Annotated in this window: 24 protein-coding genes, 1 tRNA gene and 1 pseudogene; 13 read left to right on the top strand and 13 right to left on the bottom strand. The window is 41.1% G+C overall.

Going from position 1 to position 22,728, the window contains the following annotated elements; genetic code table 11:
- Window positions 1-152: 152 nt before the first annotated feature.
- Genes ACKTT2_RS46625 through ACKTT2_RS46615 form a run of 3 tightly spaced genes read left to right on the top strand, consistent with a single transcriptional unit; the run spans window position 153 to window position 3,684 of the window.
- A complete protein-coding gene (locus tag ACKTT2_RS46625) occupies window positions 153-1,772 on the top strand; it encodes a serine hydrolase (RefSeq protein ID WP_407899589.1) in 1,620 nt (539 codons plus the stop codon).
- Window positions 1,773-1,831: 59 nt separating this feature from the next.
- The gene (locus ACKTT2_RS46620) at window positions 1,832-3,094 is read left to right on the top strand and encodes an AAA family ATPase (RefSeq protein ID WP_407899587.1); all 1,263 of its coding nucleotides are present in this window, start codon (window positions 1,832-1,834) and stop codon (window positions 3,092-3,094) included.
- 5 nt (window positions 3,095-3,099) lie between these two features.
- Complete coding sequence (locus ACKTT2_RS46615) at window positions 3,100-3,684, top strand: HNH endonuclease family protein (protein WP_407899585.1); 585 nt, start codon at window positions 3,100-3,102, stop codon at window positions 3,682-3,684.
- A 220-nt stretch (window positions 3,685-3,904) separates the two neighbouring features.
- Here ACKTT2_RS46615 and ACKTT2_RS46610 read toward each other — a convergent pair whose 3' ends face one another.
- Window positions 3,905-4,501 (bottom strand): Uma2 family endonuclease, encoded by a 597-nt coding sequence (locus ACKTT2_RS46610; RefSeq protein ID WP_407899583.1) that lies wholly within the window; start codon window positions 4,499-4,501, stop codon window positions 3,905-3,907.
- Between the two features lie 132 nt (window positions 4,502-4,633).
- A tRNA-Ser gene (locus ACKTT2_RS46605) sits at window positions 4,634-4,720 on the bottom strand.
- A gap of 91 nt (window positions 4,721-4,811) precedes the next feature.
- Between ACKTT2_RS46605 and ACKTT2_RS46600 the strand changes: the two genes are divergently transcribed.
- The 8 genes from ACKTT2_RS46600 (at window position 4,812) to ACKTT2_RS46565 (ending at window position 10,765) form a co-directional block, all read left to right on the top strand.
- Window positions 4,812-5,180, top strand: coding sequence for a 2Fe-2S iron-sulfur cluster-binding protein (locus ACKTT2_RS46600; protein WP_407899581.1), 369 nt, complete (start codon window positions 4,812-4,814; stop codon window positions 5,178-5,180).
- A complete protein-coding gene (locus ACKTT2_RS46595; RefSeq protein WP_407899579.1) occupies window positions 5,170-5,736 on the top strand; it encodes a thermonuclease family protein in 567 nt (188 codons plus the stop codon). The genes ACKTT2_RS46600 and ACKTT2_RS46595 overlap by 11 nt, the downstream gene beginning before the upstream one ends.
- Window positions 5,737-5,822: 86 nt before the next feature.
- A complete protein-coding gene (locus tag ACKTT2_RS46590; protein WP_407899577.1) occupies window positions 5,823-6,638 on the top strand; it encodes an inositol monophosphatase family protein in 816 nt (271 codons plus the stop codon).
- Window positions 6,639-6,724: 86 nt separating this feature from the next.
- Window positions 6,725-7,681 (top strand): J domain-containing protein, encoded by a 957-nt coding sequence (locus ACKTT2_RS46585; RefSeq protein WP_407899575.1) that lies wholly within the window; start codon window positions 6,725-6,727, stop codon window positions 7,679-7,681.
- Window positions 7,681-8,931 carry an ATP phosphoribosyltransferase regulatory subunit gene (locus ACKTT2_RS46580; RefSeq protein WP_407899572.1) on the top strand — a complete coding sequence of 417 codons (1,251 nt, stop codon included), beginning with the start codon at window positions 7,681-7,683 and terminating at the stop codon, window positions 8,929-8,931. The genes ACKTT2_RS46585 and ACKTT2_RS46580 overlap by 1 nt, the downstream gene beginning before the upstream one ends.
- 117 nt (window positions 8,932-9,048) lie before the next feature.
- Entirely contained in the window at window positions 9,049-9,276 is a 228-nt protein-coding gene (locus ACKTT2_RS46575) for a ferredoxin family protein (RefSeq protein WP_407899570.1), read from the top strand.
- Between the two features lie 212 nt (window positions 9,277-9,488).
- Window positions 9,489-10,280 (top strand): PEP-CTERM sorting domain-containing protein, encoded by a 792-nt coding sequence (locus tag ACKTT2_RS46570; RefSeq protein ID WP_407899568.1) that lies wholly within the window; start codon window positions 9,489-9,491, stop codon window positions 10,278-10,280.
- A 149-nt stretch (window positions 10,281-10,429) separates the two neighbouring features.
- A complete protein-coding gene (locus ACKTT2_RS46565) occupies window positions 10,430-10,765 on the top strand; it encodes a hypothetical protein (RefSeq protein WP_407899566.1) in 336 nt (111 codons plus the stop codon).
- Between the two features lie 94 nt (window positions 10,766-10,859).
- Here the strand turns inward: ACKTT2_RS46565 and ACKTT2_RS46560 are convergent, their stop codons facing one another.
- From ACKTT2_RS46560 to ACKTT2_RS46545, 4 genes and pseudogenes are all read right to left on the bottom strand, one after another.
- Window positions 10,860-12,461, bottom strand: a complete 1,602-nt coding sequence (locus tag ACKTT2_RS46560; protein ID WP_407899633.1) for a nuclease-related domain-containing DEAD/DEAH box helicase — start codon at window positions 12,459-12,461, stop codon at window positions 10,860-10,862.
- 191 nt (window positions 12,462-12,652) lie between these two features.
- Window positions 12,653-12,793: a hypothetical protein gene (locus ACKTT2_RS46555; protein ID WP_407899564.1), complete on the bottom strand. Its 141-nt coding sequence runs from the start codon at window positions 12,791-12,793 to the stop codon at window positions 12,653-12,655.
- 304 nt (window positions 12,794-13,097) lie between these two features.
- Window positions 13,098-13,400, bottom strand: a pseudogene (locus tag ACKTT2_RS46550) (DUF5615 family PIN-like protein); the annotation flags it as partial.
- Window positions 13,401-13,425: 25 nt separating this feature from the next.
- Complete coding sequence (locus tag ACKTT2_RS46545) at window positions 13,426-13,737, bottom strand: DUF433 domain-containing protein (protein WP_407899562.1); 312 nt, start codon at window positions 13,735-13,737, stop codon at window positions 13,426-13,428.
- A 289-nt stretch (window positions 13,738-14,026) separates the two neighbouring features.
- Here ACKTT2_RS46545 and ACKTT2_RS46540 point away from each other — a divergent pair, with 289 nt between their 5' ends.
- Both ACKTT2_RS46540 and ACKTT2_RS46535 read left to right on the top strand, forming a co-directional pair.
- Window positions 14,027-14,209, top strand: a complete 183-nt coding sequence (locus ACKTT2_RS46540) for a hypothetical protein (protein WP_407899559.1) — start codon at window positions 14,027-14,029, stop codon at window positions 14,207-14,209.
- Window positions 14,206-14,478 (top strand): hypothetical protein, encoded by a 273-nt coding sequence (locus tag ACKTT2_RS46535; protein WP_407899557.1) that lies wholly within the window; start codon window positions 14,206-14,208, stop codon window positions 14,476-14,478. The genes ACKTT2_RS46540 and ACKTT2_RS46535 overlap by 4 nt, the downstream gene beginning before the upstream one ends.
- A gap of 161 nt (window positions 14,479-14,639) precedes the next feature.
- Here the strand turns inward: ACKTT2_RS46535 and ACKTT2_RS46530 are convergent, their stop codons facing one another.
- The 7 genes from ACKTT2_RS46530 to ACKTT2_RS46500 all read right to left on the bottom strand — a co-directional run bounded on the left by ACKTT2_RS46530 (window position 14,640) and on the right by ACKTT2_RS46500 (window position 21,514).
- The gene (locus ACKTT2_RS46530; protein ID WP_407899555.1) at window positions 14,640-14,924 is read right to left on the bottom strand and encodes an immunity protein CdiI family protein; all 285 of its coding nucleotides are present in this window, start codon (window positions 14,922-14,924) and stop codon (window positions 14,640-14,642) included.
- Window positions 14,925-14,942: 18 nt separating this feature from the next.
- Entirely contained in the window at window positions 14,943-15,167 is a 225-nt protein-coding gene (locus ACKTT2_RS46525; RefSeq protein WP_407899553.1) for a hypothetical protein, read from the bottom strand.
- 158 nt (window positions 15,168-15,325) lie between these two features.
- Window positions 15,326-15,670 (bottom strand): hypothetical protein, encoded by a 345-nt coding sequence (locus ACKTT2_RS46520; protein WP_407899551.1) that lies wholly within the window; start codon window positions 15,668-15,670, stop codon window positions 15,326-15,328.
- Window positions 15,667-16,179: a C39 family peptidase gene (locus ACKTT2_RS46515; protein WP_407899549.1), complete on the bottom strand. Its 513-nt coding sequence runs from the start codon at window positions 16,177-16,179 to the stop codon at window positions 15,667-15,669. Before ACKTT2_RS46515 ends, ACKTT2_RS46520 begins: the two co-directional genes overlap by 4 nt.
- A gap of 144 nt (window positions 16,180-16,323) precedes the next feature.
- Complete coding sequence (gene metH, locus ACKTT2_RS46510; RefSeq protein WP_407899547.1) at window positions 16,324-19,932, bottom strand: methionine synthase; 3,609 nt, start codon at window positions 19,930-19,932, stop codon at window positions 16,324-16,326.
- A gap of 207 nt (window positions 19,933-20,139) precedes the next feature.
- A complete protein-coding gene (locus ACKTT2_RS46505) occupies window positions 20,140-20,547 on the bottom strand; it encodes a TonB-dependent siderophore receptor (RefSeq protein ID WP_407899631.1) in 408 nt (135 codons plus the stop codon).
- Between the two features lie 160 nt (window positions 20,548-20,707).
- On the bottom strand, window positions 20,708-21,514 hold the full coding sequence (locus ACKTT2_RS46500) for an AMIN domain-containing protein (protein WP_407899545.1): 807 nt from the start codon (window positions 21,512-21,514) through the stop codon (window positions 20,708-20,710).
- Window positions 21,515-22,728 lie beyond the last annotated feature (1,214 nt).

The raw sequence follows: 22,728 nt of genomic DNA, 5'->3' as shown, positions 1-22,728 counted from the left end.
ACAAGAAACTGTGTTATCTTCGCTAAATTCTGGTAATATCCATCACACTATCTGTCATCGCTATTTACCTCTAACCTCTGTAGGGGCGTAATGCCTTACGCCCCTACTCACCCATAACCCCTTTGTAAATCCTACAAATTAAGGTGTAGCTTGTGAGTCAGCAAACAAAAACGAAATGGGATAGACGCAATCAACAGGTTGTCGCACCATCCACAGAACTGAGACGTAGACGTAAAGTACCTGACCCCAGCCGTCAGAGTTACGTTCAATCTCACAAACAGACAGCATACTCTCAAAACAGACAAGGGTATCCATCTGCACCTTTGAGAAGACAAGTTGCACCATCATCCTCTAAAACTCCAAGTTACGGACATAGGGAGTTCAGCAGCAGATCTGCAGTGCTTGAAGTTCCATATTCACAGGAAAACAATTTAGCGTACAGACAACAGAGACAAAGGAGTCGATCTACAGTTCTCGAAGTTCCCTATCCACAACCGCCATATCCACAAGGGACAAATCCTAACTACAGACGGAGAAGACGCCGCTACAAAGGTTCTCGCAAAAATCTTTTGATTATAAGATTGGTGGCTTTGACAGTGGTTGCTAGTGGATTGGCAATCATGGGTTTTGGGTTGTACACCTTAGTGGGGGGGTTATATGCTCTACTCATACACAAACCCGTGCAACAACAACCCATACAACAACCAACCCCACAACCTACTTCTCCATCTTTTGTTCCTCCATCTTCCCCTACCTGGTCTACAACAGAGTCACGACCTATTCCCACCCGTCAACTAGGGCATGAAAGTATAGAAGTTGCTTATAATCTCCGAACACCTCCTGAATTCAAGCAGAATCAGGAGTTACAAACAATTGTTAACAATGCTGTTAATTTAGCAGCAGATCGGGGTTTTCCCACAAACTCTTTATCAATTACTTTAATAGATGCTAAAACTGGTGAAATGGCTGGTTACCAGCAAGAGGCATTAAAATATCCTGCTAGTGTAGCAAAGATGTTTTGGCTAGTGTTGCTTTACGCTCAAATAGCTAACGGCATTTGGTCAGATGAAGAAGGTTTTTATCCGTATATTGCTAGAATGATTCAGGAGTCTGATAACGAAGCAGCTAGTTTTATTGTTGATAAAATAAGCGACACGCAATATGAGCGTAAGTTGGGTGATGAAGAATTTGAAACCTGGCGAAAGAAGCGCGAACAAATCACTCACTTTTTTGAGTTAGCAGGCTACGAAGGTATTAATCTAACTCACAAAACATATCCTATTGCTTCCCTGAAATTATCAGGACCAAAAGGAAGTGAAGTCCGTATAAGAAAGAATCCTGACAATCCCAAAGATCCTTTTCGTAATGAAATCACAACGTTTCATTCCGCAAGACTAATATATGAAATTTGTTATCTTCAACAAGCGATTTCACCAGAAATTAGCAAAAAAATGTGTGGTTGGTTAAAAAGAGATTTGAATCCTGACGTTTGGAAGAATCAGCAGCAAGGTTTTAACCCGATTATTGGGTTTCTCGGTCAGTCTTTAGCAGATACGGGCGTTAATTTTTATTCTAAAGCTGGTTGGACGACTGGTACTCGTCAAGAAGCAGCATTAGTAGCAACACCGGATGGGAAAACTGTTTATGTTTTGGCGATCGGTGCTGACGATTCCATGTATGCTAAAGATTGGCAAATTTATCCAAAAATGTCTCGTTTTGTTTACGAACAAATGGTAGCGCGTCAACCACAAATGCAAGGGAATAGGGAATAGTGTGTAATTTGTCGTTGCGATCGCACAATCTGTCGCTCTACAGCAAAGGGGATAGTTAAATGTTAAAAGAACTTCACCTCCAGCAAGTTGGTCCAACCGACCATTTTGATGTTGAATTCGCCGTTCGACTCAATATATTTACGGGTGATAACGGTTTAGGTAAAAGCTTTTTACTCGATGTTGCTTGGTGGGTACTGACTGGAAATTGGGTAGACCAACTTGCTTATCCACGTAGACATACAGATGAATTACCAAAAATTGTCTCCAAAATTGATACACGAAATGGGAGACTACTTTTTCATGAAATAAACTTTGAGAGCCACTTTGATTTTCCCGAGCAGAAATGGCAAGGGAATTGGTCCTTGGATAACTTCTCAAAAAGTGTAGTTATTTACGTGCAAGTTGATGGCAGTTTTTCAGTTTTTGACCCCGCACGTAAACGGGATAATGCTTATAACTTTAATCCAGATACTCTTTGGAATGGCTTAAAACAAAAGGGGAAAGTTCTTTGTAACGGTCTAATTCAAGATTGGGTAACATGGCAAAACCAACCCAACAAATATCCTTTTCAACTATTTGCTAACGTCATTAAAAAACTTGCACCTCATCCTGATGAATGGATAGAGATTGGAGAACCTACGCGAGTTTCTGTGGAAGACGTGCGCGATATTCCTACAATTAATTTGCCCTATGGTAATGTTCCTGTCACTCAAGCTTCAGCCGGGATGAAGAGGGTTTTGGGACTTGCTTACTTACTTGTGTGGACTTGGTACGAACATGAACAAGCTTCTGAATTGCGACAGCAAGAGCCAACAAATCAAATACTATTACTAATAGATGAAATTGAATCTCACCTGCATCCTCGTTGGCAAAGAGTCATTTTACCAGCTATTTTAGATGTGGTGACAGAATTCCAAAATAGTATAAAAATACAAGCTTTAGTCACTACTCATTCTCCACTTGTACTTGCTTCCTTAGAACCAAATTTTAATGAAGAAGAAGATAAATTATTTTTATTTAAATTAGACGATAGAGAAGTAACTCTCGATGAAATACCTTGGTCAAAACAAGGCGATACAGTCGGCTGGTTAACATCAGAAATTTTTGGACTCAAACAAGCCCGCTCCAAAGAAGCAGAAATTGCCATCGAAGCCGCAGAAACTTGGATGCGGAATGGTAATATGAATGAGTTACCAGAAAACTTAAGAAACCACACGCAAATACATCAAGAACTACAAAAAGTCTTACCCGGACATGACCCATTTTGGGCGCGTTGGATTGTCACATCAGAAAAAAGAAATTCTGGGTTATCAGGGGTATAACACAGATGATGCCGTTTGACCCTCCACCAGAACCACTAGATTTTGATAAAAAAGTACGACAACCAGGAAATGCTTGGTTGGCAAAAAATCCAGATCCAAAAAAAGGAACTAGAGATTATTGGTCGCCTTTCAAAAGTCATTTAGCCAATGGGTTTCATAATCTTTGTGCATATTCAGTTATGTACGAACCCGTTGGTACAGTAGAGCATTATCTCAGCCGCGAAAATTACCGTAGTTTAGCTTACGAATGGAGCAATTTACGCTTTGCTTCGGCTTGGATTAATAGTTGCAAAGGTACACTTGATGACCAAGTGCTTGACCCGTTTGATTTGGGAGAAGATTGGTTTGAAATTTTACTGCCTTCCCTACAGTTAGTGTTGACCGATAAAGTTCCTTCCCAACAACGTCAAAAAGCAGAATTTACCTTAGAACGGTTGCGGTTGCGGGATGATGAGCGAGTCCTGCGCCAGCGTCAATCATGGTATCAACTGTATTTAGATGGAGATTTAACTCTACAAGGATTAGAAAAAAAGGCTCCTCTTATCGCCCGTGCAATTAGAAAACAACAGCAGGGAGCTTCTGGGCAATAATGTAAAAATTAACTAATTTTACTTGATATCAAACGTTTGGTTCCTCTTGCAGCTAGTCATGGTTTTGACATCAATATTTCCCGGTACAAGATATTAAGTATAGTAATTCATTGGTTGCGCTTTTAATTTGCACAGATGAACGGGCGAGGACGCCCGTCCCACAAGAGTTAGGTTGACTCTCGGCTGTGCAAATTAAAGAATTATTAGCTTACTCCATTTTTCAGGGAAGTTGTTGTCTGAGAAACTGCTCAAATTCCAGAACAGCATCGTACTGGTCGGGCATGGCAATGTATTGCAGTAACGCATTTAGCTCTAAATCTGGGAAGAATCCACTACGGTTAACTTCTTCATATTCGCCTTCTTCATTTAAACGGAATATTCTTATAGTGTCCGATTTCCAAAACCAAACTTCAGGAATTCTTTTGGGTTTGTATAATTCCTTTCTGTTAATAGTGCCACTAGTAATGATGACCTCAATTACGATATCAGGAGTTTCTTTATCAGTGTCGATGCAATAAGATTCATCAGGTGTCCCAGAAGCATAGCCCGGTTCTTCCAAAGTGAACCCACCACTTTTATAAAATCGGATACCCAACACTTTCATGTAAGTTTCTAGTAGCAAGCCAAAAGTACTTTTTACACGCTCATGCTTTGGCCCAACAGGAGACATAATTTCTAAAGTTCCCAATAAATAAGACAGTCGGACACTGCGGTTATCTTTTAGCTGTGCCTCAATTCCTTTGAATTGCTCCCAAGAAACATCTCTCAGGGTTACCAGTTTTTCTTCTATAGGATAATCTAACAGTGAAATATTCATAGCATACTGGGAAAGCACACATTAACGACACCAACTTTATTTTGACACTTTGCAAAAAGACTTCAACCAATTGCCGTTACTTCAACCATTATTGAAGAATCTAAAATCTCTGAAACCCATGTATTATGGGAACGGAGAGGGAGGGATTCGAACCCTCGAACGCATTTCTACGTTACAGCATTTCCAGTGCTGCGCCTTGAACCGCTCGGCCACCTCTCCAAGTTGTCACGATTTACCATATTACAAGCAAGTCTAGGAAAACGCAATAGGTTTCCTCTAAAATAATTCAAAATCTCACTTGAAAATTCAGATGTCCCAAACTTACACTGTAAGAGTTCGCGATCGCGCTAAAAACATTGTTCACACGTTGCAAGTTCCCGATGACCGCTACATCCTGCATACGGCTGAAAAACAAGGCGTGGAACTGCCGTTTTCTTGTCGAAATGGGGCTTGTACCACTTGTGCTGTTAGGGTACTGTCGGGAGAAATTTACCAACCAGAGGCGGTAGGTCTATCCCCAGAATTAAGAAAGAAAGGTTATGCTCTGTTATGTGTGAGTTATGCCCGTTCCGATTTAGAGGTGGAGACACAGGACGAAGATGAAGTTTATGAACTGCAGTTTGGACAATATTTTGCTCGGGGGAGAGTTCGGAAGGGCTTACCGCTAGATGAAGAGTGAAATTAGCCTCACGCAAAGACGCAAAGGCGCAAAGGTATTTGGAATTATAACTTTACTGTGTTTATTGCTATTGGTAGGTTGTCAACCACAAAAGAAGGTGGAAGATCCAAACCGAGTGGTGGTTAAGGTAGCACAGGTTGTGAGCGGGCAAACGATAGAAGTGGTAGGTATAGGCGAACAACCTAGTTTAATCGCTCAAGTACGGTTGCTAAATATCGATGCACCAGATTTGCAGCAACGTCCTTGGGGTGATGCTGCAAAACAACGCTTGGAAGTGCTGATTGGGAACGAACAATCTGTCTCGCTAGAGTTTGATGTAGAAGTGAAAGACTCTTTTGGCAGAACTTTAGCTTATGCTTGGCAAGATAAGGTTTTGTTGAACGAACAGTTACTGAAAGAAGGACACGGGCTGTTTGCACCGCGATCGCCTAACAACAAATACGACCGCCGTTTGGAACGCGCTCAACAATGGGCGAGACTCATGGGAGAAGGCATTTGGAACCCGCAAAAACCTATGCGTCTCACTCCTAGTGAATATCGGCGTCAGTATCGTTAGAGAATGGTTAGTGGTTAACAACCAACTATTGTAAGGGCGCAAGGCCGCCGCGCCCCTACTAACAACCAACAACTAACAACCAACGCATGAATAACTTACAAACCTTCTTAGATATTGCTACGGAAGCAGCCCTTGCTGCAGGTGCAGTTTTGGAAGGTTACTTAGGGAAGATAGAAGACGCTGTTGTGGAAAAAGGGCGACCTGGGGATTTAGTGACGGTTGCTGATAAAGCTTCAGAGGTTACGATCTTAGATATTGTACGGCGTCACTTTCCCAATCATTCAATCTTGGCTGAAGAATCCGGAAAACTGGGCGATCGAGATAATGAATTTCTTTGGGCGATCGATCCTCTAGATGGTACTACCAACTTTGCCCACCAATACCCCTTCTTTGCTGTTTCTATTGGATTGTTGATTCATGATGTCCCACAAGTGGGTGTCATTTACGATCCTTTCCATGATGAATTATTCCGTGCGGCGCAAGGTTTGGGTGCTACGCGCAATCGTCGCCCCATTCAAGTTTCAAATACCTCTGAATTGAGTAAAAGTTTGCTAGTTACGGGATTTGCTTACGACCGTCGTGAAACTTCAGACAATAACTACGCAGAATTTTGTCACCTGACCCATCTGACTCAAGGAGTTCGACGCAGTGGTTCGGCATCTTTAGATTTGGCTCACGTTGCTTGTGGACGTATCGATGGCTACTGGGAACGAGGTATTTCTATATGGGATATTGCTGCTGGTGTGATTTTACTGAGAGAAGCTGGGGGAAAGGTAACTGCTTATGATAGAAGTCCCTTAGATTTAACATCAGGAAGGATTCTAGCTACTAATAGTTATATTCACGAGAGTTTGAGTCAAGAACTTATACAAGTGCCATCCCTATCTACGTGGAATCAATAAGTAGGTCAATTTTATAGCCATTTCTCAGAAGCAAAGTAAACTAGAGAAATCCTATAAACCTTATTGGGAAAACACCTGTTATATTTATGTCATTCAAGATAGAACGCGGACTTTTTAGATACGATTTCATCGACCATCATGCAATTCTTTGCGTGTGTGTTGATGCGGATATGAAGGAGATTCGCAAACGCTACCTCAAAATCGCTCGTCGCTTGCACCCTGATAGCTGTGATGCACAAAACAGTGCTGAAAAACAACTGGCTGGTGAATTGTTGTCAAAACTGGTTAACCCATCTTATGAAAAACTCTCTCAAGAAAAAAATCGAGCAGAGTACCTTTTAGTGATGTCGCAAATGGGCAAGCGCTTGGTTCAAGAATCGGCTTCGGTGGAAATCACAACTGATTTGGCTAAGCAGCTAGCTAGTACGCCTAATTTTGAACAAATTTATAGAAATGCGATCGCTAAAATAGCTGAAACTCAGTATGATTCTTTGCAGAAGGTACAACAGTTCGTAGGATTAGTGAGCGAGTTAAATTTGGTTTACTTAATGCGGACATCTGGTAAAACATTCGCCGCCCCAAAGCCTATTGCTCCACCCAAAGCCCAAACACCTCCTACGCCAACAAACAACGCACCCGTACCACAACAGCCACCTTCACCACCTAAAGAAGATTCAGCCGTCACTCATTATCTCCGTCGCGCTCAAGAATTGATGGCAAAGAATCAACTGGCACAAGCTAGGGTAGAATTACAAGATGCCCTAAAGCTAGAGCCTGGTAATAGTCGCTGTCATAGCACGATCGGGTTAGTGTATTTGAAGCAAAATCAAATCACGATGGCAAAGGTTCATTTTGACCGCGCCCTACAATTAGACCCAAAAGACCAAATAGCGTCGGATGGGAAGCGCAAAATTGAACAGATGACTGGTCAAAAACCCAATGGAACGAAGCCAACAGCAACGTCATCCAATGGGACTAAACAACCAGACAAATCTGGGGGTGGCGGTTTGTTTGGTGGTTTGTTTGGTGGGAAGAAGAAGTAATGGTGTATCAACCGCCTGCAGGCGCGAGGGATTTATTACCCCTCGATGTGGCTCAAAAACGCTGGATTGAAGAGAGACTACAACAAGTTTTTCACCGTTGGGGGTATCACCAAATTATTACCTCAACGCTAGAACGTATGGATACGCTCATGGCGGGCGGAGCCATTCAACGCTCAACGGTGATTCAACTGCAAAATTCTGAAGATGAGGATTTGGGGCTACGTCCGGAACTCACAGCTTCCATCGCTCGCACGGCTGTGACGCGCATGGCTGGCGTAACCTATCCGCAACGTCTGTACTACACTGCCAATGTTTTTCAACGCACGCGAGAGTTAAAACACAACCGCCAACAGGAGTTTTATCAAGCTGGTGTGGAATTACTGGGGAGTGGAGGATTGCTTGCAGATGCGGATATTTTGCTGTTACTCGCAAATTGTTTGCAATCGTTAGGTTTACAACGCTGGCATTTAATTTTGGGCGAGGCAGAAATTACTCGATCGCTCCTGACGGCATTTCCCGCCCATCTTCAAGGAAAAGTCAGGAGTGCGATCGCTGACCTCGATCGCATTACAATAGACTCCTTACCTCTAACCGATGAGCTTAAAGAACGTGCCAGAATTATGCTGGATTTGCGAGGAAATCCGGCTGATGTCTTGCAAAAAGCGAGCAGTTTAGGTTTAGACGAGCCTTTGCAAGCAGCAGTCAATAATCTAAAAGCATTAGTAGAATTACTATATCAGTCGGAAAAAATAAATACTAATTTATCTCATGGGACAGGGATGGAAATCATCCTTGACCTAAGCCTCATACAAACATTGGATTACTACACGGGTATAGTGTTTGAAGTGGTTACTGATACAGGCGGACAAGCAAGGGTAGTGGGACGAGGCGGTCGCTACGACCATCTTTTAGAGCTTTACCATCCCCAAGGAGAAAATATACCTGGAATCGGTTTTGCACTTCTCTTAGAAGATTTACAACAAGTTCTCCTCTCTAGCAGTCAGTTACCCCAAGCAACTCCACCGATTAATTGGTTAGTTGTACCAGAAGATGAGAGTGCATATACTGCGGCTTTCACTCATGCTAAGAAACTTCGAGATTCTAAGCACATAGTCAGGGTGGAAATAGATTTGGGAGGACGGGATGTAGATGAAATTCGGAAGTCCGCACGCGATCGTAGTATCGCCCAGATAGCTTGGATTAAAGCCGATGGTTCCACAACGATTGAATCAGCGATCGGTGACCAGTGACCAGTGACCAGTGACCAGTGACCAGGGACCAGGGACCAGTGACCAGTGAGCAGGGACCAGTGACCATCGATATACTGTATGAGATACAGCAATTTTAATCTCATACAGAGGGGAACTATGCCGCACACTATTGTAACTGACGTTTGTGAAGGCGTTGCAGATTGTGTAGATGCTTGTCCGGTAGCTTGCATTCATCCCGGACCTGGTAAGAATGTCAAGGGAACTGATTGGTACTGGATTGACTATGCCACTTGTATCGATTGTGGTATTTGCATTCAAGTTTGCCCTGTAGAAGGGGCGATCGTTCCAGAAGAACGACCCGATTTACAAAAAACTCCTTCCTAAGTATTTGTACGGTTGAATTGTTTTAAAAAACAGGCACAAAAAAACTTGCCTGTTTTTACCGTAAAATTACAGTTCAGTATATTTCTTTCATAAAAGCTTAACACTGAGTTTGTAAAAATTTGATAGAAAGGTAGCAATACGAACTTTAACTTTCCTGAAAAGTAGGTGGTTCTCTGTATTAATTACAGGGTCACTCCTAACTTAAAAACACTATGCCAAAAATTTCTCGTGTATTTTTGAAGAATTGCTTCAAGATAGGGTTTGCTGCTACTGCCATCAGTCTGTTCTCCGCTCACAGTGCAATAGCTGCAACATTTGATATTAATGGATTTATTAAGCTACCTGGTTCTACTGGTGGCAATCCTAAAGGCACTGCTGTTTACTACGCAGAAATATCTAATCTTCCTTCTGATATTAAATCTATTACGATCGCTGATAGTAATACAAAACAAGGTGGTACGACTGGAAGATTTAGTGGCTTTGATTTAGATGCTATTAAAATTAGCAACGTTTTAGTAAACAATGCAGATGATATCAACAGCGCTCCAGGGTTAAACGTATTCAATTTTACTCCGACTGGAGTTGTCTTCACTCCAGGAACGCAGCGTCCTCGCGTCAATCCCATAGATCCTGAAACTGGAGACGATTTATTTGGTGAATCAAACGGTACTATAGATAACTCAGTTGCGACATTACAAAGTTTTGACGCCAACTCCACATCCGCTCTCGTCACTGATTCCGCAAATCCTACAACAGCTTTTGGATTTGCCAGCTTAGGTGATGGTGGGAAAATATCGTTTAATCTGAGCAGCCCTATTCCTGCAAATACCAGTCCGTTATATCTTTACATTGGAGAAGTGGGTGATAACGGAGAAGTCGTTAACGGTGAAATTGCTTTATCAGATAAAGCAGTTCAAGTACCAGAGGCTTCTAGTGTAGCGGCTTTATCATTAATTGGTCTATGCTTTGCTATAAGGCAAGGTAAGAAAAGAAAAGTGGCTTAGAAACTCCAAATACAAGAATGCCCTGAAATTTCTTGTAGTGTAAGCTATGACTTAACTGCATTGATTTTGTGGGGCATTATAATAGCTGTGAGGGCGTTGCTAATTGATAGTATGAAAATCTCACGCCAAGGCGCAAAGGCGCAAAAAACTTGAGCGTCTTAGCGTCTTTGCGTGAGGCTAAAAAAATAATTCATAGTTATGCGCGTGTTGGGATTGCGTACTATGCAGTGTTTGACCCCCTACAACAGATTCAAGAAGCAGAGCAAATGAACGGCGCACTCTTGCAGGTATACGCGATGACAGCAGGAAAGTATGTAGAAATGACTTCACCTTTCTGGCTAGAAACAGTCGGGCTAGGTCTAACAGTATGGACGGGTACGTTTGAAGAACAGCCCGGTGTTTGGCTGAGGTGGTGCGATATCAATGGAAATGTCATTCCAACAGGAAAAGAGTTGAGCGAGCGAGAACGACAAAGAGCAACCTGATTGGCAGAACGGTTAAGAAAGATGGGTATTGACCCTGATACAATTTGAGTTCGGCGTGTAGGTAACATTTTCGTTTTATTAAAATGTTGTTCTCTTAAACATTTGCCTGGAGAACAACTAAGTGATGACGCGCACGAGAAGCACCCACATACATTAATTTCTGATGTTCTGAATTATTAGGCTCGGTTACTACTAAAATAACTACTTGACTCTCAAGTCCTTTGAAGTAATGAATGGTGTTACAAAGAATTTCATTTCGATTGGTGTCAGGATCTGCTTTGATACGAAATTGTCCTACCATTTGATTTTGAAGTGAGCCTTTGCGTCTAGTTGTTAGGATCGCAATGTCTTTGGCAGCGAAACCTTTATCAATAACTAGATAGTGAAGAAGACGACTCAGTAAGTTTTTTAATTGGGTATCTCCTGTATAACGATACATTTCTACATCTTGTCCTAATGGACATAATGATGCCATTGAATTCGGATTTGGATGAAATTTTAGAACATATTCGTGGATTTTTTGAGTATTACGACAATTTTTGTTTAAGGCAAAGGGAGCTTCTTCTAAAGGAGGTTTCCAACCAGCATCATAAATGTTTTGATTGCTGTCATAAAAGAAGTAGAAAATGCCATCATCTGGCTCATTAAGTAATAGTTTAAGTGCATACCACCAATTTTCATGAAAATCTTGTCCTTCATCGACTATCACTGCATCGACGTGCCATCTGATTTTATCAGCAGCTTGTACAAGACGCTCTGGATAAATTTCTCTAAAAAGTTGTTCTTGAGAAAATTCGTCTCTATTTGGTGCAAGAGCAGCTTGACGAGATAATTTTTCACATAATCCATGGAAGTTGTAGACGTGTAAATTTGGTTTCCAACCAAGAGTCTTATCCATGAATTGAGCCAAGCTTTTGTTGTAACAGGTTAGTAAAACGCTAAATCCCTGTTCTTGAAGGCGGCGAGCTTTTTCCATTGCCAATAAAGTTTTTCCCGAACCAGCGCAACCACTGATAGCTACACGTCGATAACTTGCTATAATATCCAGCATACCAATTTGTTGTTCGGTTAGCTCTATGAAAGCAGTATCATCGTGATGTGATGGTAGTTTGCGAGGATTAGGTGCAATTACTTTGATAAGGTCTTTGATACTTTTTGCATCGAAACTATTTCTATACCGATTAGTTGGTGGATTTTCACCGCGCCAATAGTTCAAAGTTTCCTGCACCCAACCTGATAAATTGTTCAAGTGGGTGCGATCGAGTATAATCTTGCGAGGAGCATCTAAAGGTAAACTACCATTAACTTCAACATCTGGAAATGCAACTGCGTGTCCTATAGGAATCCAAAGACTCCTCCAATAAGACAGTTCTTTAAGACGATTAATTAGATTGTGTTTGCTAGTACACGCTTGTTGAAAAGGATCTTTTATGCGCATTTGGTTGCTATACCAGTTGCCTTCTCTGCCGTTGTAGCAAATTTCGCCGCCTTTGACTTCTAGTACTAAAATACCTAAATCGGGAGAAGCTATAACAAAGTCAACTTCACCATCTTTCGCTCCGTTACGAATATTACGGGCTTGCCAGCGAACTTGATGAAAGACAGTGAAATTATCTGATAATTGTTTCTGAAATGCTTGATATAAAAGCTTTTCTGCCTTGCTGTTAATATCAGAACGCAGGGTTTCAGGGAACATCTTTGCCACAAAGTACCTCAAGCTCTATTTTGCGAGACAACATAGCCCTAACTCATCAAATTTAAATGGGCTATTTATAGAGTTCCCTCATGTTTGTACGCAGTAACAATTAGTACGAATTTTTACAATTTGTCGGAGTTCTCGCTGTACGTTCGCTTATTTCGAGATCTGGAGGGGTGCGTTCAAGACTGTTATGGTAAGGTTCCGATCGCCAAAGCGCATATACTTGAGATGTCTGTTCCTGAACTGACTAAGGAAGCTAAGTAAGTTGCTTGCGAAATTAAAGCAGTCGCGATCGCGCTTGCTTTATCAAAGCAAAACTTCCAATTCATTGGGATAATTTACAACTTGACGTAGACGATCGCGCTCAATAGACAACTTCATAATTAGGCGCAAGTTCCTGTTGCAGCTTCGGGCTTACCACCACATACATCAGGCGTAATTTCAATTAGAAAAAGAACTTTGCAAATACTCTTGACGCTACACTATCCGCTCATATTCCCACAACCTGTATTTGCTTTATGCTATGATAATTTACTTTTCAGCATTGATGTGCGATCGCGCTAGCTCGCTCGAAGCAAAACTTCCTATTTATTGGGACGCAACACAAAAATATTGCAACCGTGTCAAGTGGTTTTAAATAAATTCAACACGCCCACGCATATCTTCTACATCTAACCACTCCCATATTAGGACTAAGCTGCGTATGATTTCACCAATTGACCTACTCCCTTGGCTACAGTAAACAATGCCAGAGTGCTCAATTCCTAGCTGATGTAGACGGAGAAAATCAGCATCTTGAGTGAAAACAACTCTACTGCGAGCAAGTGCAAATACGACTTGTTCTTCATCTGTAATAGAAATTAGTCCTTCTTCCGGAGAAGTAGTAACATCAATACCACGACGGCGTAACCCATCTGCAACAGAATTACTAACATTTTCATCTAGGTGAAATCAAATCGTTCTAGGCATATCGATTTTTCAGCTTTTCTTGGAGAAGTGAAGAAGTTTGTGCTTGCATCTGTGCTGCCAAATCTTCATCTTCTTGAACCTGTCGTCTGATTTCCTCAAGATGATCGTGATAGTATGCCAATGCAGCATACACATCTGCTAGGGTAATGCTTGGATACTGAGACACAATTTCATCAGGAGAAAGTCCTAGTCTTTCGTACCAGATAACGATATCTTGCACTCGAATTCGATGTCCAGAAATACGGGGCTTCCCACCACATACACCAGGTGTAATTTCAATATGTTCAAAAATCACTGACTCCATAAATCAACCTATCCTTTAGAGAAAGAACTTTGCAAATACTCTTTACACCGCACTATCCGCTCATATTCCCATAACCTGTATTTGCTTTATGCTATCCTATTGCGCAACTGACAAGCCAGGTAGCTGAGGGGCTTTTTGACAATTTCATTAAAATGTTGTTCCTTTTTCCACAGACAACTTTACAGTTCGACGCAAAGTCTGGTTACAACTAATTTGCAGAGCAGCAAATGTTAATGATTTGAGCTTACAATAAGAGAGATGTCAGCGCTTTGGGGTAAAATCAGAACTCATGTCCGAACAGCAACTTCTAGAGACACAGGAAATTGCTATCCCCGACATTAGCCAACTGGAAATCGAGGATGACAAACCAGTGGATAACTTTCAAAGTGAAAAGCAACAACGGTTGCTGGTAGAACCACTCTACACTAACCCAGTGCTGACACTTCCATTTATAGCAGCCGCAAATGTATGAAAGAATTAAAAAATACTACTGCAAATTATGCTTTAAGGCTACCACGTTCTTTGAAGACAGAGGTTGAACGTTTAGCAGCTCGATATGGTATCAGTGTCAATCAATTCATCACAACTGCGGTAGCAGAAAAAGTTTCAGTTATGAAAACATCTGAGTTTTTCCTTGAGTGTAATAAAAAAGCTGACTTTACTGTTTTCCATCGGATTTTAAATCGTCCTGACGGTGAACCACCACAACCAGGAGATGAATTTCACGATTCCCTTGGCTAAAGCCGGAAGAGATTCTTTTTTTTGGATGATGGTTATACTTAACCAGTCCTACAGCTATCAACTACCAATGGTTGTAGCAGTAAAGTTGGGACGCTATGCTTTATCAAAGCAAAACTTCTAATTCATTGGGATGATTTACAATTTTGCGATAGCGATCGCGCTCAATAGACAACTTCATAATTAGGTGCAAGTTCCTGTTGCAACTGTTTCCACAGACTAATTCCTTCTTCTTCAAAAGCATCTCTTACTTCAAAACTTGGGAAACCAGATGAAGCCGGATCGTCCCAGTTCAACTTTGCGTCGTAAACCTCAGCCCATTTTTCCAAACGGATAATAGTCTCTTGACTTAAGGACAGTGTTGCTGGGTCAATGTCACCAGCTTTATCAGAAGCCCACCATAGAGGGTAGCATCCATAATCAGCCATGAGTTTGATTTTTTCTGACATACTCACTTTTTCAACGAGTTATGGGGAAGTTCTAGGGTTTGCACCAACGATATAACCATTATTGCTTATGGTTACAGCAATGTATTGTGTTTTGCCATTAAAAGTGATTTCATAAATAGCGCGAGTTTTTCTTTTTCCTTGATACCCAATAATTTTACCTTCAGTAACGGCTGTAATTACCGCATCTGGTATTTGGTCTAATTCGATTCCCTGTTGCGTAAACTGCAAATAATGTTCTTCCAATATGTGTTGAAGTCCTGATTCCGAATTTCCTTCTTCTAAAAATACGATTTTGCCGTTTGATTGTTTAGCAATTAAAACAATTTTATCTGGGTTATGTTTGATACAAGTTTGGCTTCTGCCTGAGAGCCTTGGTTTTAAAGGTAGTACCGAATTTTAGTTTAAAGTTCAGCAGAACACCGACCGCTTAACACAGGATTAAAAGGTTTTTGTAACGCTAATGCTTTTTCGGGAGTCCCAAAATCACCAACATCTTGAGGAAGAATCAACTTGTCACCCTTAAAAAACTGACGGACAATTTTCATAACTTCATCAGTGATTTGTTGGTTGAATTTAAAAGTATCTCCAAACTGGTGCTCCGGAGTTATAATTTGCACTTGGTGATTTCCAATCTGGTCGAACCGTCTTGAAAATGTGAACTGATGCTGTTCATCACCAACTGACATAAAAACCTTTAGGGAGTTTGTATCAGCATTTGGTTGAATATTTAAAACTTGAGTTTTCATAATTTTTTAAGATATATGCCTTGCAGTGTCCAAAACTGCAAAAAGGTGTCTTTTTCCATTTTATACTTTGTTTGATTCCAAGGAGCGCGAATATAGAGTCTGTCAAAAGCGTCGTAACCATCAACGACAACTAAATGACCTAGACGCGCTCCTACCTCTCGAAACTCTGCTATCCATACTCCAGTGGACATGAGTACTTCTAGTAGTTCTGCATCATTTGCTCCAGGAATATCTAAGCCACCACCAAACCATTGTCTCGATCCTTGAGCATCCAGTTGGTTGATTGCTTCCACTAAATTATATACGTTAACAGGAGTTCCAGAAACTGAAGCAATTACTTCCTGACTAATATCTTCGATCCCAACAGTTTTCATCACCATTTCTGCACAAGCAGGACCACAAGAGACACGATCTTTCTGTTGAATAACTCTAGGATCGTTCACTTCATCAATAACTGACCAATTACCTCCTGCGCCAGAAAATTCTAGCTTTGATTTTTCAGTATCCAATAGTTTCCTTGAACTTTTTCTATTGAACTATTTTAGACGAATGACGTTACTATAACTCTTTACACTTTTTCCTTCCGCGCCTTCTCTTGTCTCATACAATTGATTAATTTCCCCTTCTCCGTATTAGGAAAAGGGGAAAATTTACTAAGCGCTAAAGTACTTAGCTACAGGGTGATAGGTAATAATCGCTGTTGTAGACTGTTCCGGATAAAGCTGTTCGCTTTCATCCATATACAAGTTAATGCGATCGCATCCCAACAACTCCAGTTGCTTGTACTGATCTTGAATATTCGGACAAGCCGGATACCCAAAACTATACCGCGAACCTTGGTAACGCTGTGCCAAAACATCCCGAATATTATCCGGTTCCTCAGCACCAAAGCCTAATTCGCGCCGAATACGAGCATGAGACCATTCAGCAAGTGCTTCTGCTACCTGCACGGCTAAACCGTGAAAATACAGGTAGTCTGTGTATTGATTATTAGCAAATAACTTTTGAGCAAACTCAGTAGCAATATGCCCAACAGTCACTGCTTGCATTGGAAACACATCAATTGTTCCGGATTCCTTCGGTGCAAAGAAATCCGCAATACACAATCTCCTTACAGACTTCTGCCTTGGAAACTCAAACTGAGCTACTGTCTTTGTGGGATGGGCATCTTGCTTTGTGGGATGGGCATCTTGCTTTGTGGGATGGGCATCTTGCCCGTCATTTAATTTATCAACGTCATTTGGATCGTAAAGATACAGAGTATTTCCCTCAGACTGACAAGGAAAATAACCGTAAACTACTTGCGGATGCAGTAAATTTTCTTGAATAACTCGCTGCTTCCACTCCTCCAAAATTGGATAAACCTTCCCATCCAAGAAAGCTTGATACTCCTCTTTAGATTGCTCCTTTGGCTTGCGGAACTGCCATTGTCCTGCAATCAAAGCCTGTAAATCTAAATACCAGAAAACTTCCTCCAAAGGAATATCCTTAGGTTGAAAAATCTTTGTTCCCCAAAAAGGCGGAGTTGGACGTTTGATATCCACCTCTACTGCTTCAGAACGTCTGGTATCAACTTCTTTTGGTTCAGCAGGTGCTTTTTCTTTAACTGCTTTCTCTCCTGAAACTTTATGACCATTTTTTGATATTTCGGCAGCTTCAGCAAATTCACCTGAAAACCCTTGCAGATCGTTCCAATGCCCACCAGATTTAGCAGGCATTAATTTATCCATGAAATTTAAGTCAGAAAATGCGTCTTTGCCATAAACCACTCGACCTTTGTAAGCATTTTGGCAATCTTCATAGACAAACTTAGGAGTTAGCGCTGCACCACCCAAAATGACAGGAACCGTAATTCCTTTTTCATTGAAAACTTCCAAGTTTTCTTTCATGAATGCAGTCGATTTCACCAACAAACCACTCATAGCAATACAATCAGCTTTGTGCTTTTTGTATGCTTCAATGATATTTTCCACTGGCTGCTTAATTCCTAAGTTAATCACCTTGTAACCGTTATTGGACAAAATGATATCTACCAAGTTTTTCCCAATGTCGTGAACATCTCCCTTCACTGTCGCGATGATAAATTTACCCTTGGCATTATTACCTGCTTCTGACTTTTCCATAAGCGGTTCGAGATAAGCAACTGCTGCTTTCATGGTTTCAGCCGATTGCAGTACAAAGGGTAACTGCATTTGTCCGGAAGCAAACAAATCGCCAACCACTTTCATGCCATCTAGCAAAATGGTGTTGATAATATCCAAAGGAGGATAGTTTTCTAAAGCTTTTGCTAGGTTCTTCTCTAAACCAATACGTTCCCCATCAATAATATGGCGCTTGAGACGTTCTTCAACGGGTAGACTTTCATCAACGCCTTTGGCGCGTTTTGTTGTGACTCCTTCAAACAGTGTTGTGAGTTCTGCTAAAGGATCGTAAGTGCAAACATCTCCCTCAAAAGTTCGCTCATCATAAATCAACTTGCGGCAAATTTCTTGATGACGTTCTTCAATTTTTGCTAGAGGTAAAATTTTACTAGCACTGACGATCGCTGCATCCATTCCAACTGCCATCGCCTCGTGTAGAAACATTGAGTTCAATACAATTCGCGCAGCAGGGTTTAAACCAAAGGAGATGTTGGAAACACCTAAAATGACATGAGAGCCAGGCAATTCTTGACGGATGCGGCGAATGGCTTCAATGGTCGCCTTGCCGTTTTCGCGGTCTTCTTCGATACCAGTAGAAATTGGGAGAGCTAAAGTATCAAAAAATATTTCATGTGCAGAAATCCCATATTCTACAGCTTGACGGTAGGCACGTTGGGCGATCGCAAACTTTTTATCTGCTGTTCGCGCCATTCCTTCTTCATCAATTGTACCGATAACAACACCCGCACCATATTTTTTCGCCAGTTCCAACACCTTTAGAAAACGAGGTTCTCCATCTTCGTAGTTAGTAGAGTTCAACAGACATTTACCACCAGCCACTTTTAACCCTGCTTCCATCTTTTCCCATTCAGTGGAATCAAGCATCAATGGCAATGTCACATTATTCACCAATCGCGAGACTAACTCGTGCATATCGCGCACGCCATCGCGTCCCACGTAATCAACGTTAACATCAAGAATGTGTGCGCCTTCTTTGACTTGCGCTTTTGCCATTGAAACCAAACCGTCCCAATCTTCGGCATTTAGTAATTCGCGACACTTTTTGGAACCACTTGCGTTGAGTCGTTCGCCAACAATCAAGAAAGAATTATCTTGAGTGTAGTTTTGAGTGCTGTAAATTGACGCTGCTGCTGGTTCTGACTTAGGATGTCTGACCTTTGGCTTTAAGTCTTTGGCTATTTCTGCTAATTGTTGAATGTGTTCTGGACGTGTCCCACAGCAACCCCCGATCGCTTGGACACCCAAATCTTCAACAAAATTCATCAAGGCCATCCGTAATTCTACAGGTGTTAGACGGTAATGAGCTTGACCGCCAACATTCTCAGGCAAACCAGCATTCGGAATACAAGAAACAACAAACGGTGAATGTTCCGATAGATACTTGATATGCGGTTTCATCAAGTCTGGTCCTGTGGCACAGTTCAAACCAAGAATGTCAATTGGGTAAGGTTCTAAAATGGTGAGTACGGCGTTGATTTCCGTTCCTACCAACATAGTACCCATGGATTCCATGGTAACGGACACCATCAATGGACGGCGATCGCCTTTCTTGGCAAAAACTTCTTCAATACCATTCAGCGCCGCTTTAATTTGCAGTACGTCTTGGCAAGTTTCAACAATAAACAGATCGACCCCACCATCAAATAGCCCTTCTGCTTGTTCGGCAAAAGCAGCTTTCATGGTATCAAAATCGATATGCCCTAAAGTTGGCAGTTTGGTCGTTGGACCGATGGAACCGGCGACAAAGCGAGGTTTTTCAGGGGTAGAAAATTCTGCCGCCACACTCTTTGCGAGTTCTGCTGCTGCTTTGCTCAGTTCATACGCCTTAGGAGCCAAGTCGTATTCTGCCAAAACAATAGAAGTACCGCCAAAGGTATCTGTTTCAATTACGTCCGCACCAGCTGCAAGAAAGTCACGATGAACTTTTGCCACTGCTTCTGGTTTTGTAAAAACGAGGTACTCGTTACAACCTTCATATTCAGCACCGCCAAAGTCCTCCGCAGTGAGGTTTTGGGTTTGCAAGTTAGTTCCCATTGCTCCGTCAAAGACGATAACAGGGCGATCGGGACTATGCAAGCGTTCCAGGAAGGGATAAGTCATATTTTTCCAAAGAAATTTAGCACTCAAAACAGTGTTTGACTTACTATCTATTATTTTCTATATTTTAAGATTTCAAAAGTAAAGTCTAAAAAGTTTCTAGTATAATAACGATATTCATTGGCTTAATTATACATTATACCAGTAGTCAAGCAAGACGGATGTACAGCTTTTTCTTGTTCGTGGCAAATTATCCTACCTCAAACCAAATCAGAAGTTGATAGAAAACGATCCAATTACTGTGAACGGAGCACCAGGATACACAATGTCAGAGCCTTGATGCGTTTCGTAGTATTTTTTATCAAACAAATTCCTCACATTCAAGCCTATTTTCCAGTTGTCGCGTTTGTAGGAAACTGCTGCATCAACTCGCGTATAACTAGGTAGTTTAAATTCTGGCGGCTCGTAACTATATCCGGGTCTATCATCGGCAAAGAATACTCCTAGACCAAAGCCTAAGCCTTTCAGATTGCCTTCTTGAAGTTCGTAAGTTGTCCATAAGCTGGCAGTATTAGGAGCAACGTTAGCCAACCTACTTCCTATGGGCAAGTCGTTATCTTTGGTGACTTTGGCATCAATATGAGCATAGGAGGCGATAATATTCCACCCAGGAAGAATCTGCCCAATGACATCTAGTTCAATACCGCGACTGCGTTGTTCGTCTGTACAGAAAAGTTACTAGGGTCTAGGGGATCGGGAGTTAAGACATTCTCTTTAGTAATTTGATAGGCTGCTAGTGTGGTTGAAAGTTTGCTATTGAGGAAATCGCCTTTAATACCTAATTACGGAACCCATCTTTAAAAATGGTGTCTTGGGAAAAGCCACGAATAATTAACGAACCACTACCAGTCCCGCCGTAATTACCATCTAAGGTAATGCCACTGACATTTTGCAGCACATCTCTCAGTCGAGTTACCTTCTGGTCTTCTAATACTTGTCTGGGGATGACTTGAATCGATTGGGGAATGTCTCGTAGTGATGTGTCTGTTTTAGTTGCAGTTGAGGCACTAGGGATAATGTAACCGTCTTGCTCCCCAGTGACTAATAACTCAATTGGCTCACCAGCTTCAGGTGATGGTGTACTAGGCTGAGTTTCAGTGGACTGAGATAGGTTAGGAGTTGGGTTTTGTGTAGGGGCTGTATCTGCCTGAGATGGGCTAGTTGTTGGGTTTTGTGCAGAGGATGTAGCTGATGTAATACCCAGAATCAAACCTTCGTCACTATCAAATAACTCAATTTTTGGTACACTTGCTTCACCGATCGCAGTGACGCGGATACTATTGGCATCTTGATTAGTAACGGCGATCGCACTGATTCCTGAAACTGGGTTTTCTTGGCGAAATACACTACCAGATGAGAGACGCAGTTGAGCATTCGGAATATCAGCGATATATGTATTGCCATCAGTTTTGCTATTTACTCGCAATAGTTCTGGTTTTGGAGTTTGTAGAATTAACTCAATACCTGAGTCTGTCTTTTGCAGTCTCACTTGAGTTACAGCAATCTCTTGTGCCTTTAGTGGTTGTGCTGTTAATAGCATGACAGAGCTAGCAATCGATACAAATTGACAAAAGTATTTATCCATAATTTCATATACATGACATCCAGGTTTATCCTAAACACCCTAAGTTTGCGGCTTTTTGATGCAAAAACCGTTATTTTCTTAGAAACGTAAATAGGAAAATTAATCATAATTACAATACTATTAACTTAAAAAAATTCGCATTATTTTTGAGAGTTTCTTGAGAAGAAATATCAATATGATCCGGAATTTTGCTAATCTGCTTTATATTCCTGAACCCTCGTACACCTTATAAAACCGAATCCCTCGGCTAAGGACAGGATATCCCTGAGCAGTAAGTGCTTCCATCGCTTCAATTCGCTCACCGCAATATTCCTATGCCCCTGATTTAATAGACATCTCCAGAAATTAATTATGCATTACCCGAAACTCTTGGTAGGGGCGCAAGGCATTGCGCCCTTACATCTTTTCCACGCCTATGTCTAATTCATATTTTTTTGATGAAAGTAACTATTTCATCTAGCGAACGCACTTTATTTGGATGCAATTTGTAAGTATTTAAGATATCTAAGCAATCCTATTTGATTTATGAAATACACGTAGTAGGTAGGAGATCGCCCACCATTTAAGACTTTTAATTGGAAACGCCCCCTACAGTAATAACAATGTTTTCAGTGTTCTGTAGTATTTAGAAAGTGTTTGATACCAATTTGAAAAAAGAATGCAACAGAGAGTTGAGTGAAATTAAGCACCACAAGGCTTTTTCAATCCAAAATCTAAAATCCACATATCCAAAATGGTATGAGTTAAACTTAATTATTTTACTCATAGTATCATATGTTACGTATTTTTTCTAATTTTTAGATTACTGACAGAATGTGAGGATTTTGTGAGCCTATGGTGATTTATTAATTTCGGCTTTGAGTTGAAAAAAGTTAATAATACCTCTTATCCATCCTGTAATTTTTTTGCTACAGTTATCTTTAACTAGTAATAGGTATTATATTACTAGTGGTAGATACCCTTTTGGAAGCCCGTATTCGGGCTTTTTTATTTTATAGAATGATATTGATGCCAGTATTATCGCTAGATATTTTTGTGGCTTGCTGCTTAGATAGTCATAACATCAAATAAACAAATTTTTGCCTAATTATAACGAGAAGAATTAAGTGGGGTATTTGATACGTAAAGACTCAGGGCTTCTTCGTAATTATAGGGCAGCATTATGCCACAAATAGTGTAACTTAAGCCCCATAACTGTGTAACTCCAGAGGTCT

Origin of the sequence: Scytonema hankhaensis NUACC26, assembly GCF_045865695.1 — a bacterium.
GTDB lineage: Bacteria > Cyanobacteriota > Cyanobacteriia > Cyanobacteriales > Nostocaceae > Scytonema.
The sequence above is the reverse complement of the archived record's forward strand: the minus strand, read 5'-3'. Positions and strand labels throughout refer to the sequence as shown.